At 67.5% G+C, this 18,427-nt stretch carries 15 protein-coding genes; 9 read left to right on the top strand and 6 right to left on the bottom strand.

All coding sequences use genetic code 11. The annotated features are described in order from the left end of the window. The first annotated feature begins 118 nt into the window (after window positions 1–118). The 5 genes from mexE (at window position 119) to ACAW63_RS15115 (ending at window position 6,784) form a co-directional block, all read left to right on the top strand. Window positions 119–1,354, top strand: coding sequence for a multidrug efflux RND transporter periplasmic adaptor subunit MexE (gene mexE, locus ACAW63_RS15135; protein ID WP_371226438.1), 1,236 nt, complete (start codon window positions 119–121; stop codon window positions 1,352–1,354). Between the two features lie 108 nt (window positions 1,355–1,462). Beyond that, entirely contained in the window at window positions 1,463–4,654 is a 3,192-nt protein-coding gene (locus ACAW63_RS15130) for an efflux RND transporter permease subunit (protein WP_371226436.1), read from the top strand. Further along, window positions 4,651–6,048 carry an efflux transporter outer membrane subunit gene (locus ACAW63_RS15125; protein WP_371226434.1) on the top strand — a complete coding sequence of 466 codons (1,398 nt, stop codon included), beginning with the start codon at window positions 4,651–4,653 and terminating at the stop codon, window positions 6,046–6,048. Before ACAW63_RS15130 ends, ACAW63_RS15125 begins: the two co-directional genes overlap by 4 nt. Before the next feature lie 222 nt (window positions 6,049–6,270). Then, window positions 6,271–6,486: a hypothetical protein gene (locus ACAW63_RS15120; RefSeq protein ID WP_371226432.1), complete on the top strand. Its 216-nt coding sequence runs from the start codon at window positions 6,271–6,273 to the stop codon at window positions 6,484–6,486. A gap of 130 nt (window positions 6,487–6,616) precedes the next feature. After that, window positions 6,617–6,784: a hypothetical protein gene (locus ACAW63_RS15115; RefSeq protein WP_178119515.1), complete on the top strand. Its 168-nt coding sequence runs from the start codon at window positions 6,617–6,619 to the stop codon at window positions 6,782–6,784. Between the two features lie 152 nt (window positions 6,785–6,936). Here ACAW63_RS15115 and ACAW63_RS15110 read toward each other — a convergent pair whose 3' ends face one another. The 3 genes from ACAW63_RS15110 to ACAW63_RS15100 are packed head-to-tail and all read right to left on the bottom strand — an operon-like array spanning window position 6,937 to window position 9,258. Next, the gene (locus tag ACAW63_RS15110; RefSeq protein WP_371226430.1) at window positions 6,937–8,142 is read right to left on the bottom strand and encodes a CynX/NimT family MFS transporter; all 1,206 of its coding nucleotides are present in this window, start codon (window positions 8,140–8,142) and stop codon (window positions 6,937–6,939) included. Further along, window positions 8,139–8,594, bottom strand: coding sequence for a nucleoside deaminase (locus ACAW63_RS15105; RefSeq protein WP_371226428.1), 456 nt, complete (start codon window positions 8,592–8,594; stop codon window positions 8,139–8,141). Before ACAW63_RS15105 ends, ACAW63_RS15110 begins: the two co-directional genes overlap by 4 nt. A gap of 28 nt (window positions 8,595–8,622) precedes the next feature. Further along, the gene (locus ACAW63_RS15100; RefSeq protein WP_371226426.1) at window positions 8,623–9,258 is read right to left on the bottom strand and encodes an ankyrin repeat domain-containing protein; all 636 of its coding nucleotides are present in this window, start codon (window positions 9,256–9,258) and stop codon (window positions 8,623–8,625) included. 184 nt (window positions 9,259–9,442) lie between these two features. Between ACAW63_RS15100 and ACAW63_RS15095 the strand changes: the two genes are divergently transcribed. Then, window positions 9,443–10,309 carry a LysR family transcriptional regulator gene (locus tag ACAW63_RS15095; RefSeq protein ID WP_371226424.1) on the top strand — a complete coding sequence of 289 codons (867 nt, stop codon included), beginning with the start codon at window positions 9,443–9,445 and terminating at the stop codon, window positions 10,307–10,309. Here the strand turns inward: ACAW63_RS15095 and ACAW63_RS15090 are convergent. Both ACAW63_RS15090 and ACAW63_RS15085 read right to left on the bottom strand, forming a co-directional pair. Further along, window positions 10,293–12,356, bottom strand: coding sequence for a putative bifunctional diguanylate cyclase/phosphodiesterase (locus ACAW63_RS15090; RefSeq protein ID WP_371226422.1), 2,064 nt, complete (start codon window positions 12,354–12,356; stop codon window positions 10,293–10,295). The genes ACAW63_RS15095 and ACAW63_RS15090 overlap by 17 nt on opposite strands. An 86-nt stretch (window positions 12,357–12,442) precedes the next feature. Continuing rightward, entirely contained in the window at window positions 12,443–13,504 is a 1,062-nt protein-coding gene (locus ACAW63_RS15085) for a metallophosphoesterase (RefSeq protein WP_371226420.1), read from the bottom strand. Between the two features lie 122 nt (window positions 13,505–13,626). Between ACAW63_RS15085 and ACAW63_RS15080 the strand changes: the two genes are divergently transcribed. Next, window positions 13,627–15,066 (top strand): ArnT family glycosyltransferase, encoded by a 1,440-nt coding sequence (locus tag ACAW63_RS15080; protein WP_371226418.1) that lies wholly within the window; start codon window positions 13,627–13,629, stop codon window positions 15,064–15,066. An 86-nt stretch (window positions 15,067–15,152) separates the two neighbouring features. Next, window positions 15,153–16,241: an FUSC family protein gene (locus ACAW63_RS15075; protein WP_275607793.1), complete on the top strand. Its 1,089-nt coding sequence runs from the start codon at window positions 15,153–15,155 to the stop codon at window positions 16,239–16,241. A 64-nt stretch (window positions 16,242–16,305) separates the two neighbouring features. Here ACAW63_RS15075 and ACAW63_RS15070 read toward each other — a convergent pair whose 3' ends face one another. Next, window positions 16,306–17,055: a 3-oxoacyl-ACP reductase family protein gene (locus ACAW63_RS15070; RefSeq protein ID WP_371226416.1), complete on the bottom strand. Its 750-nt coding sequence runs from the start codon at window positions 17,053–17,055 to the stop codon at window positions 16,306–16,308. 122 nt (window positions 17,056–17,177) lie between these two features. Here ACAW63_RS15070 and ACAW63_RS15065 point away from each other — a divergent pair, with 122 nt between their 5' ends. After that, window positions 17,178–18,101 carry a LysR family transcriptional regulator gene (locus ACAW63_RS15065; RefSeq protein WP_371226414.1) on the top strand — a complete coding sequence of 308 codons (924 nt, stop codon included), beginning with the start codon at window positions 17,178–17,180 and terminating at the stop codon, window positions 18,099–18,101. Window positions 18,102–18,427 lie beyond the last annotated feature (326 nt).

The following is an 18,427-nucleotide window of genomic DNA, read 5'->3' as shown; positions in this document are numbered from 1 at the left end:
TTTATCACTCCACGTGATAATCAAAATTTGCTCGTTCGATTAGTTCCCGGGCGTCCCCGAACGCAGACTCCGCTCCATCAGAAGTCCCAAAACCAATTAGAACGCCGGAGTCCCTTCCATGGAGCGAAACCTCAAAACCTTGCGTATTCCGTTGGCGCTCGCCGCCGCGCTGGTGCTCAGCGCATGCGGCAAAGGCCAGGATGCGGCGCAGAACATGCCCGCGCCCAAGGTCAGCGTGGCGGAAGTCATCGAACAGTCGATCAACGAATGGGACGAGTTCACCGGCCGCCTGGAGGCTCCGGAATCCGTCGAACTGCGTCCGCGCGTCTCCGGCTATATCGACCGCGTGGCCTTCCGCGAAGGCGCGCTGGTGAAGAAAGGCGACCTGCTGTTCCAGATCGACCCGCGCCCGTTCGAGGCCGAAGTCCATCGCCTGGAAGCGCAGCTGCAACAGGCCCGCGCCAACCAGACCCGCACCGTCAACGAAGCCGCCCGTGGCGAGCGCCTGCGCGCCACCAATGCCATCTCCGCGGAGCTGGCCGACGCCCGCAGCGCCGCCGCCACCGAGGCCAAGGCCGTGGTCGCGGCGACCCAGGCGGAACTGGACAATGCCCGCCTTAACCTGTCGTTCACCCAGGTCACCGCGCCCATCGACGGCCGCGTCTCGCGCGCCGAAGTGACCGCCGGCAACCTGGTGAACAGCGGCCAGACCCTGCTCACCACCCTGGTCTCCACCGACAAGGTCTACGCCTACTTCGACGCCGACGAGCGCGTCTACCTGAAGTACATGGACCTGGCCCGCAAGGGCGGCCCCGACGCCCGTGGCAGCAGCCCGGTGTACCTGGGCCTGACCGGCGAGGACGGCTTCCCCCACGAAGGCAAGCTGGATTTCCTCGACAACCAGGTGAACCCCAAGACCGGCACCATCCGCGGTCGCGCCGTGTTCGACAACGACGGCAACCAGTTCACCCCCGGCCTGTACGCCCGCATCAAGCTGGTCGGCAGCGGCACCTACCCCGCCGCGCTGATCAAGGACGACGCGGTCGGCACCGACCTGGGCAAGAAGTTCGTACTGGTGATCGACAAGGACAGCAAGGTGCAGTACCGCAGCATCGAGCTGGGTCCGAAGCTGGAAGGCCTGCGCATCGTCCGCAACGGCCTGGCCAAGGGTGACCGCATCGTGGTCAACGGCCTGCAGCGGGTCCGCCCCGGTGCCCAGGTCGATGCCCAGAGTGTCGAGATGGCCAGCCAGGCCACCCTCGCCACCCTCGCCCACCAGCGCCAGGCCCTGGCCCAGAGCGAAGCGCCGAAGGTCGCCGAGAAATCCGCCAGGCCGAGCGCGCCGCGCGGCTGATCGCAACCCGCAATCCATGAACTGACGTACCAGGCCCTGTCCCACCAGGGCCTCGGGTGACCTTTGTCCCGGGTTTGGCGAACCACGCGTTCGCGACAGGAACCAGCCATGAACTTTTCGCAATTCTTCATCCAGCGGCCGATCTTCGCCGCCGTGCTTTCGCTGATCATCCTGATCGGCGGGGCCATCTCGCTGTTCCAGCTACCGATCAGCGAATACCCCGAAGTGGTGCCGCCCACCGTGGTGGTGCGCGCCAACTTCCCCGGCGCCAACCCCAAGGTGATCGGCGAGACCGTCGCCGCGCCCCTGGAACAGGCCATCACCGGCGTCGAGAACATGCTCTACATGTCCTCGCAGTCCACCGCCGACGGCAAGATGACCCTGACCATCACCTTCGCCCTGGGCACCGACCTGGACAACGCGCAGGTGCAGGTGCAGAACCGCGTGACCCGCACCGAGCCCAAGCTGCCGGAGGAAGTCACCCGCATCGGCATCACCGTCGACAAGGCCTCGCCCGACCTGACCATGGTCGTGCACCTGACCTCGCCGGATAACCGCTACGACATGCTCTACCTGTCCAACTACGCCATCCTCAACATCAAGGACGAGCTGGCGCGCCTGGACGGTGTGGGCGACGTACAGCTGTTCGGCATGGGCGACTACTCCCTGCGCGTGTGGCTGGACCCGAACAAGGTGGCCTCGCGCAACCTCACCGCCAGCGACGTGGTGCAGGCCATCCGCGAGCAGAACCGCCAGGTCGCCGCCGGCTCCCTCGGCGCACCGCCCGCGCCCAGCGCCACCAGCTTCCAGCTGTCGATCAATACCCAGGGCCGCCTGGTCAACGAAGAAGAGTTCGAGAACATCATCATCCGCAGCGGCCCGGACGGCGAAATCACCCGCCTGAAGGACATCGCCCGCGTCGAACTCGGCTCCAACCAGTACGCCCTGCGTTCGCTGCTGAACAACCAGCCGGCCGTGGCCCTGCCGATCTTCCAGCGCCCCGGCTCCAACGCCATCGCCATCTCCAACGAGGTGCGCGAGAAGATGGCCGAGCTGAAGAAGAACTTCCCCCAGGGCGTGGACTACTCCATCGTCTATGACCCGACCATCTTCGTCCGCGGCTCCATCGAAGCGGTGGTGCACACCCTGTTCGAAGCCCTGATCCTGGTGGTGCTGGTGGTCGTGCTGTTCCTGCAGACCTGGCGCGCCTCGATCATCCCGCTGGCCGCCGTGCCGGTGTCGCTGATCGGTACCTTCGCGGTGATGCACGCCTTCGGCTTCTCGCTCAACGCGCTGTCGCTGTTCGGCCTGGTGCTGGCCATCGGTATCGTGGTGGACGACGCCATCGTGGTGGTGGAGAACGTCGAGCGGAACATCGGTCTGGGGCTCACCCCCATCGAGGCGACCAAGCGCGCCATGCGCGAGGTGACCGGGCCGATCATCGCCACCGCCCTGGTGCTGTGCGCCGTGTTCGTGCCGACCGCCTTCATCTCCGGCCTCACCGGGCAGTTCTACCGGCAGTTCGCGCTGACCATCGCGATCTCCACGGTGATCTCCGCGTTCAACTCGCTGACCCTGTCGCCGGCGCTGGCCGCCGTGCTGCTCAAGGGGCATCACGAGCCGAAGGACCGCTTCTCGGTACTGCTCGACACGCTGCTGGGCAGTTGGTTGTTCCGTCCGTTCAACCGCTTCTTCGACCGCGCCAGCCATGGCTATGTCGGCACCGTCACCCGCGTGCTGCGCGGCAGCTCCATCGCACTGATCCTCTATGCGGGGCTGATCGGCCTGACCTACCTGGGCTTCTCCAGCACCCCGACCGGCTTCGTGCCGCAACAGGACAAGCAGTACCTGGTGGCCTTCGCCCAGTTGCCCGACGCCGCCACGCTGGACCGCACCGAGGACGTGATCAAGCGCATGTCGGACATCGCCGGCAAGCACCCGGGCATCCAGAGCACGGTGGCCTTCCCGGGCCTGTCGATCAACGGCTTCACCAACAGCCCCAACAGCGGCATCGTCTTCACCACCCTGAAGGACTTCGACGAGCGCAAGGGACCGGGCATGTCGGCCAACGAGATCGCCGCCGAGCTTAACCAGCAGTTCGCCGACATCCAGGACGCCTACATCGCCATCTTCCCGCCGCCGCCGGTACAGGGGCTGGGCACCATCGGCGGCTTCCGCCTGCAGGTGGAGGACCGTGGCAACCTGGGTTACGAGGAGCTCTACAGCCAGACCCAGAACATCCTCAACAAGGCCCGCGCGCTGCCCGAGCTCAACCCCATGTCGGTGTTCACCAGCTACCAGGTGAACGTGCCGCAGGTGGATGCCGCCATCGACCGCGAGAAGGCCAAGACCCACGGGGTTGCGATCAGCGACATCTTCGACACCCTGCAGGTCTACCTGGGCTCGCTGTACACCAACGACTTCAACCGCTTCGGCCGCACCTACCAGGTGAACGTCCAGGCGGACCAGAAGTTCCGCCTGGAACCCGAGCAGATCGGCCAGCTGAAGGTGCGCAACAACCTGGGCGAGATGGTCCCGCTGGCCACCTTCATCAAGATCAGCGACACCTCCGGCCCCGACCGGGTGATGCACTACAACGGCTTCATCACCGCCGAGATCAACGGCGCCGCCGCACCGGGCTACAGCTCCGGCCAGGCGGAGGCGGCGATCGAGCGGCTGCTGAAACAGGAACTGCCCAACGGCATGACCTACGAGTGGACCGACCTGACCTACCAGCAGATCCTCGCCGGCAATACCGCGGTGTTCGTCTTCCCGCTCTGCGTGCTGCTCGCCTTCCTGGTGCTGGCCGCGCTGTACGAGAGCTGGGGTCTGCCGCTGGCGGTGATCCTGATCGTGCCGATGACCCTGCTGTCGGCCATCACGGGGGTGATCCTGTCCGGTGGCGACAACAACATCTTCACCCAGATCGGCCTGATCGTACTGGTGGGCCTGGCGTGCAAGAACGCGATCCTGATCGTCGAGTTCGCCAAGGACAAGCAGGACGAAGGCATGGACCGCCTGAGCGCGGTACTGGAAGCCTGCCGCCTGCGTCTGCGCCCGATCCTGATGACCTCCATCGCCTTCATCATGGGCGTGGTGCCCCTGGTGCTGTCGTCCGGCGCCGGCGCCGAAATGCGCCATGCCATGGGTGTCGCGGTGTTTTCCGGGATGCTCGGCGTGACCTTCTTCGGCCTGCTGCTGACACCGGTCTTCTATGTGCTGATCCGCCGCGTCATGGAAGCCCGTGAAGCGAAGAAACAAGCGCGAGCCACCCTGAACCACGAGGCGCATTCGGTATGAACGTGAAACTCTTCGCCCCCGCCCTGCTCGCGCTGGCCTTAAGCGCCTGCATGGTCGGCCCCGACTACCAGAAGCCGGACACCGCGCCGGCTCAGCTGGACAGCAACGCCCAGGCCAAGGACTACGACCGTACGCGTTATGAAGACGCCTGGTGGAAGCAGTTCGACGACCCGGTGCTGAGCCAGCTGGTGGACCAGGCCCTGAAGGAAAACCGCGAGCTGCGCGTGGCCTATGCCCGCGTGCTGGCCTCGCGGGCGATCCGCGACGATGTCGCCAACGACCGCTTCCCCACCGTCACCAGCCGCGCCTCCGCGCAGGTTGGCAAGGGCCAGGTGCCGGGACAGACCGAGGACCGGGTCAACCAGGAGCGTTACGATCTGGGCCTGGACATGATCTGGGAGGTCGACCTGTTCGGCCGCGTGCGCCGCGAGCTGGAATCCAGCGATGCCCTGAGCGACGCCACGGTGGCCGACCTGCAACAGCTGCAGGTCAGCCTGATCGCCGAGCTGGCCGATGCCTATGGGCAACTGCGCGGCGCGCAGCTGCGCGAAAGCATCGCCCGGAGCAACCTGGAGAACCAGCGCGAATCCCGCGACCTGACCATCCAGCTGCGCGATGCCGGCGTGGGCAACGAACTGGACGTACAGCGTGCCGAAGCGCGCCTGGCCGCCACCGAAGCCAGCGTGCCGCAACTGCAGGCCGAGGAAGTCCGGCAGCAGAACCGCATCGCCACCCTCCTCGGCCAGCGCCCCGACGCGCTCTCCGTGGACCTGTCGCCGAAGAAGCTGCCGGCCATCGCCAAGGCCTTGCCGATCGGCGACCCCGGCGAGTTGCTGCGCCGCCGTCCGGACATCGCCGCCGCCGAACGCCGCCTGGCCTCCGCCACCGCGGACGTGGGCGTGGCCACCGCCGACCTGTTCCCGAAAGTCAGCCTTGGCGGCTTCCTTGGCTTCACCGCCGGCCGGGGTTCGCAGATCGGCTCGTCCGCCGCCAATGCCTGGGGCGTCGCCCCGAGCATCACCTGGGCGGCCTTCGACCTGGGCAGCGTGCGCGCCCGCCTGCGGGCCTCCAAGGCCGACGCCGACGCGGCCCTGGCGACCTACGAACAGCAGGTCCTGCTGGCGCTGGAAGAGTCGTCCAACGCCTTCAGCGACTATGGCAAGCGCCAGCAGCGCCTGGTCTCGCTGGTGCGCCAGTCCGAGGCCAGCCGCAACGCGGCGCAACAGGCCGGCCAGCAGTACCGCGAAGGCACCGTGGACTTCCTCAACCTGCTGGACGCCGAGCGCGAGCAGCTGGCCGCCGAAGACGCCCAGGCGCTGGCGGAAGTGGACGTCTATCGCGGCATCGTCGCCATCTACAAGGCCCTGGGCGGCGGCTGGCAGCCCTCGGCCTGATCGCTCCTCCCCCGGTCGAGACGACCTCGACCTTCTCGCCCTGCGGTCTGCGCTCCTGACCGTGGGGCTTTTTTATGAACGCTCCCACAAACAGGGCATGGCGAGGTGCCGGAATCTGTCAGATGCCGGTGCGTTGATCAGTGTTTTCCAATGGCAATAGAAAAAGCGCCGAACAGCCCTTGGCCGCAGACTGATGAAAAGAGAAACAGAGGGCAGGCCATCATGAGCAACGAACGAAGAGGAGGCAGAAAAGGCCCGTCCTCCCACTCCGATGCCGCGTTGCGCAAGGTCCTTGCGGACGTACTCCGTGGTGCAGCGATCCATCCGCGCCTGAGTGACCTGCTCATCCACCTGGGCTATCTCGAACGCGGCTCCTGCTATCTGCACCTGACACTCAAGGCCTATCGGCTGCTCCGCAGCAAGCCCAGGCAGGCCTGAGCGGCATTGCGGCTTGGGCAATCGCTTCCCGGCGGCTATCATCCGCCCGCCCGGCTATCACGGATCAAGGCAATTCGAGCAGCCGCTGGCCTAAACTTCATCTATCGGAACACTGCGACAAGGACACGCCATGGACTCCATCCTCGTCACCATCGCCATCATCGTCTTCGGCATGTTCATGCTGGGGATCGGCTTCACCATCCGCGAACGGGGCGTTGGCGTACTGCTGATGTGGATCGGCGTGCTGAGCATGCTGTCGGTCATCACCTATCGGATCTACCTGGCGACATCGGTGTAGCAGCGGGCAGCGGCCCGCTCCGCGATGTGCGCATGGACCGACCGTGGTTGGTCCAGTTCGAGCGAATGCAGCCCATGCCCTAGGAGCGGACTCCGTCCGCTCCTACAGAACCGCGCCGATACTACGGGCGCCCTTGGCAATCCGCTGCAGGCCTACCTGCCCATCGCCCGCGCATAGCCCTTGGGCGAGAAGCGCAGCGTCACCCCCAGCATCGCCACCACCGACACCGCCAGCAGTATCCAGGACGCCTGGAAAGTGCCGGTACTGTCGCGCAGCGCGCCAGTCACGTAAGGGATGATCCCGGTGACGATGAAGCCGATGCCCTGCACGAAGGCCGCCAGGCGACCCGCCGCGCCCGGGTCGGACAGATGATCCAGGGTCAGCGTCAGGCTCAGGGCGAAGCAGGAGCCCAGGCCGTAGCCGATCAGCGCCACCCAGAGGCCGGAGAGGTGCAGGGGCGATGCGATCAGCCCGACGAAGCCGGCGAGTTGGATCAGCAGGCACAGGCTCAGCCAGCCGCGACGATCCGACGAGCCACGACTGAGCAGCGGAATGGTCAGCGCGGCGATCACCTGGAAGATGGTCATCAGGCCGATCAGCCCGCCGCTGGCCTGGGCGCTCCAGCCCAGTTGGCGGTAATACACCGGCAGCCAGGCGACCATGCTGGTGTAGCCGCCGTTGATCACCCCGAAATACAGCGCCAGCAGCCAGGCGCGGCGGCTGCCGAAATAGTGCTGCACCGCCTGCCGTGGCGGCGTGGCCAGCGGCGTCTCGCGCGGGCGGGCAACCGCCCACAGCAGCAGCCCGACGAGCGCCAGCAGCAGCCAGGCGCCGAGACCGTCCTGCCAGCGGTGGAAATGCTCCGACACCACCGGCGCCAGCACCGCGGCGCTGCCGCCACCAGCCATCAGCGAGGCCGAATACAGCCCCATGGCCGAGGGCACCTTGTGCGGGAACCAGCGCTTGATCACCCCCGGCACGAACGCCTGGATGATCGCCACCCCGGTGCCGGCCAGTACGGCGCTGGCGATCAGGGCCATGCCGCTGTCCAGCAGCAGGCGCCAGAAACAGGCCGCGCCGATGGCCAGCAGGCCGGCAACCACGCCCCGGCTCTCCCCCAGGCGCGGGCCGACCCAGGGCAGGGCCAGGGCGAACAGGCCCATGCACAGCACCGGCAACACCGTGAGCATCGAGGCGCCCTGGAAGCCCAGGCCGGTGGCGTCACGGATATCGGTGAGCAAGGGGCCGATGGAGGTGAGGATCGGTCGCAGGTTGATGCCCAGCGCGACGATCACCAGCAGGCCGATCCAGCTGGCGCGGGCCGTTTCTTCCGCCGGTACGGCGATGCTGCGACTCATTTGCCGTGCGCCTGCCAGCGCACGTAGAGCCCCTCTTCCCCGAGCGGCCGCAATGGCCGCAGCGGCAATGCCTGCTGTTGCGGCGGCAGGGTCATCTGCTGGTAGACCCTGGCGGTGGACAGGCCAAACGGCTCGCCGTCATCGTTCGAATAGGCAAAGTACGCCGCCTCGACGCCACACAGGTGCATGGCCGCCAGGCACATCGGGCATGGGTGGCCGCTGGCGTAGATCACGCAGCCCTCCAGGCGCGGCGTACCAAGTACGGAGGCGGCGCGGCGGATGGTCAGCAGTTCGGCGTGGGCGGTCGGATCGCAGTCCAGGTGAATGGAATTGGCGGCGCGGGCGATCACCAGGCCGTCCTTGACCAGCACGGCGCCGAATGGGCGGCCGCCGGCGTCGATATTGTCACGAGCCAGTTGCAGGGCTTCGCGCATGAAGTCTTCGTGTTGCATGGCAGTTCTCTTCAAAATCGGCATGGGCTCAATGCGCGCCGGCGGCTTCCAGCATCCTGGCGATGGTGGTCTGGTTGCGCTGGCGGGCGTGTTGCAGCGGCGTGATGCCGTCGTTGTCGGCCAGGTTCAGGTTCGCCCCGGCGCTGATCAGTCGTTGCACGATGGCCTGGTGACGCGGACCGCCATCGCTGAGCAGGATGGCTTCGAGCAGCCCGGTCCAGCCGAGCTTGTTCACGTGGTCCGGGTCGACGCCCGCGCGCAGCAGGGTATCCACCACCTCGACATGACCGCGCTCGCAGGCCGGGATCAGCGCGGTGCCGCCATAGCGGTTGGTGCTGCGCAGGTCCGCCCCGTTGGCCAGGGTCAGCTTGAGGATCTCCAGGCGCCCCGCTGCCCCGGCCAGCAGGTAGGCGCTGTCGTGGATGCGGTTCTTCCGGTTGACGTCGGCGCCGGCGGCGATCAGCAGGCGGGCGACGGCGACGCGGTCCTGGGCTGTGGCCAGGAGCAACGGCGTGTTGCCCTGGCTGTCGGTGACATCCACCGGCACGCCACGCCCCAGCAACGCGGCCACGTCCTCGTCGCGCCCGGTACTGGCGGCGGCCAGCAGGGCCTCTGCCGCCGCGCGGCTGTGCACGTCCTCGGTCTGAACGGTCGGCGTGTCCATTGGCGCTCCTCTGTCGTCACCAGAGGCTGTGGGGAGTGACGACACCCGTAGCGTCGCCAGACGCAGTGCAGCCCGTGGCAGGCGCGGCGAAGCGGCAACAGCCTCGAAAAGAATGTCGCTAGTATGACGAAGAGGCATTCTATGTTGAAATTAAATAGAAACATGCAATTCAGTGGGAATCGTGATGCTAGACCCCAACCTCCTGCGCAGCTTCGTGATGGTGGTGGACGCCGGCAACTTCACCCGTGCCGCCGAACTGCTGCACCTGACCCAGTCCACCGTCAGCCAGCAGATCCTGCGGCTGGAGCAGAGCCTGGACTGCCGCCTGCTGGACCGCAGCCAGCGCCAGGTGCTGCCCACCGAACAGGGAGAACGCCTGCTCGGCTACGCCCGGCGCATTCTCCAGCTGGGCGGCGAGGCCCGCGAGGCGCTGAGCAGCGAGCACAGCGAAGGCGTGCTGCGCCTGGGGATGCCGGAGGACTTCGCCGGCGAACGCATGATGCCACTGCTGGCGGCCTTCAGCGCGGAGCGTCCGCGCCTGCGCCTGGAGGTCTCCAGCGGTCTCAGCCAGGAGCTGTTGCGCCAGTACCGCAGCGGCGAGCTGGACCTGGCGCTGGTCAAGCAATGGGGCGCCGACAGCGACTGCCTGGCGCACTGGCCGGAGCCGCTGGCCTGGCTGGACAGCGCCGACAATCCTGCCGCCGCCCGCGATCCGCTGCCGCTGGTGGTGTTCCCGCTCGGCGCGCTGTACCGCCAGGAGATGATCCACGCCCTGGAGGCCAGCGGGCGGCGCTGGCGCATCAGCTACAGCAGCGGCAGCCTGGCCAGCCTGTCGGCGGCGGTGGCCGCGGGGATGGGTGTCAGCCTGTTGCCGTTGCGCGGCCGCCACGCCGGACATCGGCTGCTGGACGCCGCGCAAGGCTTCGCCCCGATCGACGGGCTGGAGCTGGCGCTCTACGCCCGTCCCGAGCTGGGCAGCGCCGGGCGTAGCCTGTGCGAACAGCTGCGCAACCTGTGCGCGCAGCTCGCCGAGGTCACGCCGTTGCGCTGAGATGGTCGATGAACTGTTCGGCGGGCACCGGCTTGCCGAACAGGAAGCCCTGCAGCGAATCGCAGCCCAGGCGGGTGAGGAAATCCTGCTGGCGCGGCGTTTCCACCCCTTCGGCGACGATCCGCAGTTCCAGCGCCTGGCCCAGGGCGACGATGGCCGAGACGATTGCCGCGTCGTCGCTGTCCTGCTCCAGGTCGCGGACGAAGCCGCCGTCGATCTTCAGCTCGTTGGCCGGCAGGCGCTTCAAGTACAGCAGGCTGGAATAGCCGGTGCCGAAGTCGTCGATGGACAGGTCCACCCCCATCTCCGCCAGGCGACCGAGGATTTCCAGGCTCGCATCGGCGTCGCGCATCGCCGTGGTCTCGGTGATTTCCAGGGTCAGGCAGTTGGCCGGCAGCTGGTAGCGGCGCAGCGCGCCGGCCACCGAGTCCACCAGCCCGGCGTGGCAGAACTGCAGCGCCGAAAGGTTCACCGCCACGCGCCAGTCGCGATAGCCCTGCGCGTACCACAGGCTCATCTGCCGGCAGGCCTCGTCCAGCACCCAGTCGCCGATGGCGATGATCAGGCCGGTGCGCTCGGCCAGGGTGATGAAGGTATCGGGCATCAGCAGGCCGCGCTGCGGATGCAGCCAGCGCAGTAGCGCCTCGGCACCCATCGGCTCGCCGCTGGCGGAGAACTTGGGCTGGTAATGCAGGACGAACTCGCGCCGCGCCAGGGCCGCGCGCAGGTCGTGGAGCAGTTGCAGGTGGTTGCGGGCATTGGTGTTCATCGACTGCTCGAAGAAGCTGTAGCCGTTCTTGCCATTGCCCTTGGCGTGGTACATCGCGGCGTCGGCATTGCGCAGCAGTTCCTGCTGGCTGGCGCCATCGCCGGGATAGAGCGCGATGCCGATGCTGGCCGCGATGCGCAGCTCCTGGCCACTGACCTGGAACGGCTGCGCCAGCAGGCCGACCTGCTGGCTGGCGAGGGTCACGGCATCTTCCGGCTCGGCGAGCGACACCAGCAGGACGAACTCATCGCCGCCGATGCGCGCCACCGTGTCCTCGCTGCGCAGGTTGGCACGCAGGCGGTCGGCGACATCCTTGAGCAGCAGGTCGCCAACATGGTGGCCGAAGGCATCGTTGACCGGCTTGAAGCCATCCAGGTCGAGGAACATCAGCGCGAAATGCCCGCCGTTGCGCTGCACCTTGCTGATCAGTTGTTCGATGCGGTCCTCCAGCAACACGCGGTTGGGCAGGCGCGTCAGGTTGTCGTGCAGGGCCAGTTGGGTGAGTTCCTGGTTGGCCCGCGCCAGCGACGAGCTGAGCAGCTCGGTGCGCGACTCCAGGCGCGCGTCGAGCACCGAGGTCAGCAGGGCGATACCGATCACCGCCAGGGTGACGACGATGATCAGCACCGCCATCCAGTCATTGCCCAGTCCGCTGGGCGCCGCACCACAGAAACTGCCTTCGGGGAAGCGCGCCGCGGCCATGCCGGTGTAGTGCATGCCGACGATGGCCACGCCCATCACCAGCGCCGCGCCACCGCGCACCAGGCGCACGTAGGGCGTGTTGCGGCGCAGGCGGAAGGCGATGTACAGCGCCGCGCCCGAGGCGAGCACCGCGATCAGCAGGGACAGGCCAAACAGCAGTGGGTCGTAGTCGATGCCCGGCTGCATGAGCATCGCGTACATCCCCAGGTAGTGCATGCAGCTGATCCCGGCGCCCATCGCCAGGGCGCCGAGCACCAGTTGCCACGGCGGCAGGCGCTCCTGGCTGACCAGCGCCAGGGCGAACCCGGAACTGAGTACGGCGGTGGCCAGCGACAGCAGCGTGAGCGGCACGTCATAGCCCAGGGCAATGGGCAGGCTGAAGGCAAGCATGCCAATGAAGTGCATCGACCAGATGCCGATGCCCATCGCCACGCCACCTCCAGCGATCCAAAGCAGCGTCGACCAACCCCTGGCGGTGGCGATCCGGCCGGCGAGGTCGAGGGCGGTGTAGGACGCCAGGATCGCCACACAGAGCGATATCAGGACCAGGGAGGGATCGTAACTGCCAGTCAGCATGGGGACTCTCGAGGCGCGCAGATATGGGTCGCGCAAAGGGCCCGGATTTTAGCGAAAACCCTGGTGGCAAAACACTGGCAAAGGTGTCAGTTCGTCGCTATCTGCGATGGGTCGTACCGGTGCAGGCAACCCTGCGCCATCCACGGACAGGCCCGCGCCCAGAGGAAACCCTGCTCCTGGCGCCCGTCGGCGTTGTAGTAGGCCAGTTGCAGCCGCTCCGGCGTGAAGGCCAGTCGGGCGAACCCCGGACTGGCTACGGCGAACGGCACGTCATCGGTCGGCGCCGCGGGTTTGAAGGTATCGATGGTCTGCCCGCCGCCACCGGAAATCAGCCAGGCCGGCTCACCGGGGTGCACCAGTACCTGCTGATTGTGCTCATGGCCGGACAGGTAGATGTCCACCCCGCTGCGCTGCATGACCGGCAACAGCTGCGCCAGCAGCTCCCGGTCTTCGCCATGCTTGCCACCACCGCTGCGAATCGCATGGTGGGCCACCACCATCTTCCACATCGGCGCGGGGCCGCCGCTGGCGAAGGCCGCTTGCAGGAAATCCGCCTGGCGCTGGCGGCCGGCGGCGTCCTGGGAGGTGTCGAGGAACACCACGCGCAGCAGCGGGCGGCCCTCGACCTCGCCGAAATCGCGCACATAGAAGGGATCGGGCATCTGGAAACGGCCGGAACCCGCCCCCTTGCGCCCATAGTCCAGCTCGACGGCGGCGGACTTGGGGTAATCATGGTTGCCCAGCACCGCATAGAAGGGAACGTGGCTCAGCCAGTCGCCGTGATAGACACGCTCGAACTTCAGCTGCCAGGCGGGATCGTCGATCCCCGTGAGCGGTTTGCCGTAGAAGTTGTCACCCAGCAGCAGCACCATGTTCAGCCCGCCCTCGCGCTCGGCGACCCGCTCCATGCCTCGCGCCACGCGCCATTGCTGGAGATCGCCGCTACCCTGGTCGCCCAGCGCCAGCAGGGTGACCTGGGAGGCCGGCTGGCCGGGCAGCGGAGTGTAGGGCGGCGGCGGGACCATCACCATGAAGCCCGCCAGGCTCCCGGCGACCGCCAACAGCGTGACGAGGATCAGCAACAGGGTGCGCCGACGACGTCGGCGCGGTGAAGAAGAGGCAGCGGGACTCAGCGAACGGGTGGACATGGCGGGCCCCTGGGACTTAGCGGTTGTGGGTCGCCGCAGTGGAGCACGCTGCAAGTTAATTCTGAGTTAAGGCGTCCTCGCCTATACCTGCGGCCATCGCGAACCACGCCGGATACGCCGCCATGCCCTCCTGCCGCCACCTCGCCTTGCTGCTCCTGCTGGGCGGCCTGCTGTTCTTCACCGCTCTGGGCAATCATCAGTTGCAGGGCTCCACCGAACCCCGGGTGGCCGGCATCGCGATGGAGATGTACCTCGACCACGACTGGGTGACGCCGCGCCTGAACGGCCTGCCCTTCCTGGAAAAGCCGCCGCTCAGCCTGTGGCTGGACGTCACCGCCATGCGCCTGTTCGGACCGACCGCGCTGGCCGCGCGCCTGGCCTCGGCGTTCGCCGGGCTGTTCTGCGCCCTGCTGCTCTACGGCGCGCTCAGGCGCCTCGGGCGGCCGCCGCTGCTGGCGCTGTTCGCCGCGCTGATGCTGATGACCATGGCCAGCTTCTGGGGCAATGCCCGCCAGGTCGGTGAAGACGCCCTGCTCGCCCTGGGCGTAACGCTGGCGCTGCTGTCCTTCCTGCGGGCCTGGCTCGCCTCGCCCGGCCGGCAGGGGTACTACTGGCCGGCCTTCGCCCTCGGCATCACCCTCGCCACCCTGAGCAAAGGCGTGCTGGGCCTGGCGCTGCCGGGGGTGGTGATCTTCGCCTGCCTGCTCTGGGACAGCGTCACCCGGCGGCGCCTGGAGATCGCCGCCTGGGTCCGCCCGGCGCTGTGGACGTTGCTGGGCCTGGTCCCGCTGCTCATCTGGCTGATGTTCCTGTACCGCGACGGCGGTATCCCGGCCCTGCAGGAAATCCTCTGGACCAATAGCGTCGGGCGCTTCAGCGGCTCGTTCAGCGAGGCCGGCCACTTCGAGCCCTTCTACTACTACCTGGTCCGCCTGCCGCAGGCCTTCCTGCCGTGGAACCTGTTGCTCTACCTGGGGCTCTGGCACTTCCGCAAACGCCTGGCGAGCGACCGCTACCTGCTGTTCTTCTGCCTCTGGCTGGCGGCGCAGTTCACCCTGCTGACGTTCGCCTCCAGCAAGCGCATGGTCTACCTGATGTCGCTTGCCCCGGCGGCGGCGGTGATCGGCGCCGAGTACGGCCGCGAGCTGCTGCAGCGCTGGCAGGCCCGGGATGCCGAATGGGCGCGGCGGGCCCACGGCGCGCTGTTCGCCCTGATGCTGCCGGTGCCCGGCTTCTACCTGGGCTACGCGCTGTGGATCGAACCGCGCGCGGACCAGAAGGAATCCTTCCTGCCGCTGACTCGGGAGATTCGCCAGCAAGAGTTGGCGGGTCGGCAGGTCACGCTGTTCCAGCCCAGCGAGCGCCTGGCCGGTGCCGCGGTGTTCTACAGCCGCAGCCGCCTGCCGGCGCTGGATACCCACGAACAACTGATGGCGCAACTGACCCAGCCCGGTGGCCGCGTGGCCGTGCTGGAAAGCCTGGAGACGCCACAGCCGCCGCTGAGCGTGCTGCGGCATTTCCGGGTCGGCCAGCGCGACTACTACTTCGTCGGGCACGAATGAGACGGCATTGACCTGCCAGGCTACCGCCGCCAGCGGGAGCGGCTAACCTTGCCGTATCGCCACCGCCCGCACAGGAGCCGCTTCCCTTGGCGAAGCACCCGTCGATCCTCAGCCTGCCCTTCCGCCGCCTGGCCAACCCCTACACCCGCTACCGCTACGCCGCCTGGATCCACTGCATCCGGGTCGGGCTGGCGCTGCTGGCCTCGATGCTGCTGACCAGCGCGCTCAAGCTGCCCCATGGTCTCTGGTCCTCGGTGACGGTACTGGTGGTGATGGGCGGTCTGGTGCACCAGGGCACCATTCGCGGCAAGTCCTACGAGCGGATCGTCGGCACCCTGGTCGGCGCGGCGCTGGGCCTGTGCGTGATCGCCGTCTACGACCAGACCCGCTCACAGCTCCTGGCCTACGTGTTGATGTCGGTATTCGGCGCCGCCTCGGCCTTCTTCGCCATCCGCCGCCCCGGCTACGTGGCGCTGCTCGCGGGGATCACCCTGTGCATCGTCGCGGGCCCGGGGGAAACCGGCTTCACCGAAGGCCTGTGGCGCTCGGCCAACGTATTGATCGGGGTCGCCATCGCCCTGCTCTTCTCGCAGATCTACCCGCTGCGGGCGGTCTACGTCTGGCGCTACCTGCTCTCGGACAACCTTCGGGCCTGCGCGCGGATGTACGGGCAGCTGTCGTCCAACCACGACTTCACCCCTGAGCATTTCGCCCGCCAGCTGGAAGAACTGGACCACCGCCTGGTGGCCTCCCGCGCGCACCTGGGGCCGGTGGCGCGGGAGACCGGGATGCCGCTGCGCGACCTGGAGATCATCCAGCGCATCCACCGCGCCGTGATGGGTACCCTCGAATCGCTGATCGCCTCGCGCCAGTTCGCCGCCCAGGCCGGCGAGATCGAACCGGTGCCGTCGAGCCTGGACCATCACCGGCAACTGATCGGCCGCCTGCTGCTGCAATCGGCCCATGCCCTGAAGTTCAGCCGCACCAGCAAGCTGGTGCAGGCGTGCCAGGGCCTGGAGCACCTCCCCGCGCGCCCGCAGAACCTCACCGACTCCTTCGAGAAGCAAGGCTTCTACTGGCTGACGCTGCGCCTGTACGAACAGGTGGAGATGCTCTCGGAGAAACTCGCCGCCACGGCGCCGCACTGGAACATCCAGAGCCGCGACCGCACGTGATCCAGCAATGAAACCGGCCCGGCAGCTTGCGCTCCGGGCCGGTGTTCAACACCTGGTCAACCGATCAGGCCGCGAAACCGCCGTCGATGGTCAGGCTGGCGCCAGTGATATAGCCGGCTTCCGGGCCCGCCAGGTAGGCGACGAAAGCGGCGACTTCTTCCGCACGGCCGTAACGGCCGACCGCCATCAGGTCCATCAGGGATGCCGCGAAGTCGCTGTCCGCCGGGTTCATGTCGGTGTCCACCGGGCCGGGCTGCACGTTGTTCACGGTGATGCCGCGCGAACCGAGGTCACGGGCGAGGCCCTTGGTCAGGCCGACGATCGCCGACTTGCTCATGGCATACACGGCACCACCGCCAAAGGGCATGCGATCGGCGTTGGTGCTGCCGATGGTGATGATCCGGCCGCCCTCGCCCATGTGCCGCGCGGCAGTCTGGGTGGCGACGAAGACACTGCGCACGTTCACCGCCAGGGTGCGGTCGAAGTCGTCCAGGTTGAAGTCTTCCAGCGGGGCGATGGCCAGCACACCGGCGTTGTTCACCAGGATGTCGATACGGCCGAAACGCTGGGCGGCACTGTCGATGGCGGCCTGCACGGAGGCGGCGTCGGCGCTGTCGGCCTTGATCGCCAGGGCGCGGCCGCCGCTGGCTTCGATGCTGGCGGCGAGGTCTTCGGCCTTCTGCGCGGAGCTGACGTAGGTGAAGGCCACGGCGGCGCCTTCATTGGCCAGGCGTTGCACGATGGCGGCGCCGATGCCACGGGAACCGCCTTGAACGAAAGCGACTTTGCCGGCGAGGGGTTGAGTAGTGCTCATGGGGTGGGACTCCGTTTGTGGGGTGGGGATAAGTTCGACAGAGCCAGTCTCCTCCCCCAGGCACTTCCGCAGTAGCCAGTAATCGCTATATTCAGTCGATACAGAATGTCCGGAATAGCTTCATGGAAAGCCTGATCAGTATCGAATGCTTCGTGCGCAGCGCCGAGGCCGGCAGCTTCGCCGCCGCCGCGCGACGCATGGGCCTGACGCCGGCGGGGGTGAGCAAGAGCGTCGCCCGGCTGGAAACCAACCTGGGGGTACGGCTGTTCCAGCGCAGCACCCGCAGCCTGACACTGACCGAGGCCGGGGAGCGCTTCCTTCTCGAAGCCAGCGGCGGCCTGGCGAGCCTGCAGAGCGCCATCGCCAACCTGGCCAGCGCCGATGGCCAGCCCAGCGGCGTGCTGAAGGTGAGCATGGGGCTGGTGTTCGGCCGCGACTACATCCTGCCGCTGCTGCCGGACTTCCTCGAGCGCTACCCGGCGATCCGCCCGGACTGGCACTTCGACAACCGCCAGGTCGACCTGATCGCCGAAGGCTTCGACGCGGCCATCGGCGGCGGCTTCGAACTGCCGCCCGGCGTCGTGGCGCGCAAGCTGTCGCCGGCGCACCTGGTGCTGCTGGCCTCGCCGGCCTATCTCGACGCCCATCCGCCGATCCGCTATCCGAGCGACCTGCCCAGCCATGACGGCATCCGCATCCGCTCGCCGCAGACCGGCCGGGTGCGACCCTGGCCGCTGGTCAACCGCCAGCACGCCCAGGCGCCCATCGCCCTGAAGGAGCGCATGACCCTGAGCGACCCGGAAGCGGCCTGCTTCGCCGCCCTCAAGGGGCTGGGCATCACCCTGGTCAGCATGCAGCACGCGCTGCCCTATCTGGACGATGGCCGGCTGCTCCGGGTGCTGCCGGAGTGGTACGTGGATGCTGGCAACACCGCCATCTACTACGCCGCGCAGAAGCTGCTGCCGGCCAAGACCCGCGTGTTCGTCGAGCATGTGGTGGAACACTTCCGCGAGAGCGGGCTGGGGCAGCGGTTCTCGGCGCTCTGAAGCGGCAGAGTTCCCCGTTGGCGTAGGGCGGATAACGCCTAAGGCGTTATCCGCCGCTTTGGCTTTGGGTGTTTCAGCGCCGCTTCGGCGTGTGCTGAAAGATTTTGTTTCGCCCCCTCGGGCGACCTCCTTTGGCAAACGACCCAAAGGAGGCAAAGGTCTTGCCCCATCATCCGGCCCCGGCTTCGCCGGGGTTCCCTCGCTCCATCGAAGTTTCAGGGGCACGCGTCGACGGGCCATCCATGGCCCAACGACGCTCTCGCGGCATCCATGCCGCTCAACCCCTGAAACTCCGATTCCACTCGGCCTCCTGAAGGGGCGCTCCG

Source organism: Pseudomonas sp. QE6 (assembly GCF_041379005.1).
In the GTDB taxonomy this organism is placed as follows: domain Bacteria; phylum Pseudomonadota; class Gammaproteobacteria; order Pseudomonadales; family Pseudomonadaceae; genus Pseudomonas.
The sequence above is the reverse complement of the archived record's forward strand: the minus strand, read 5'-3'. Positions and strand labels throughout refer to the sequence as shown.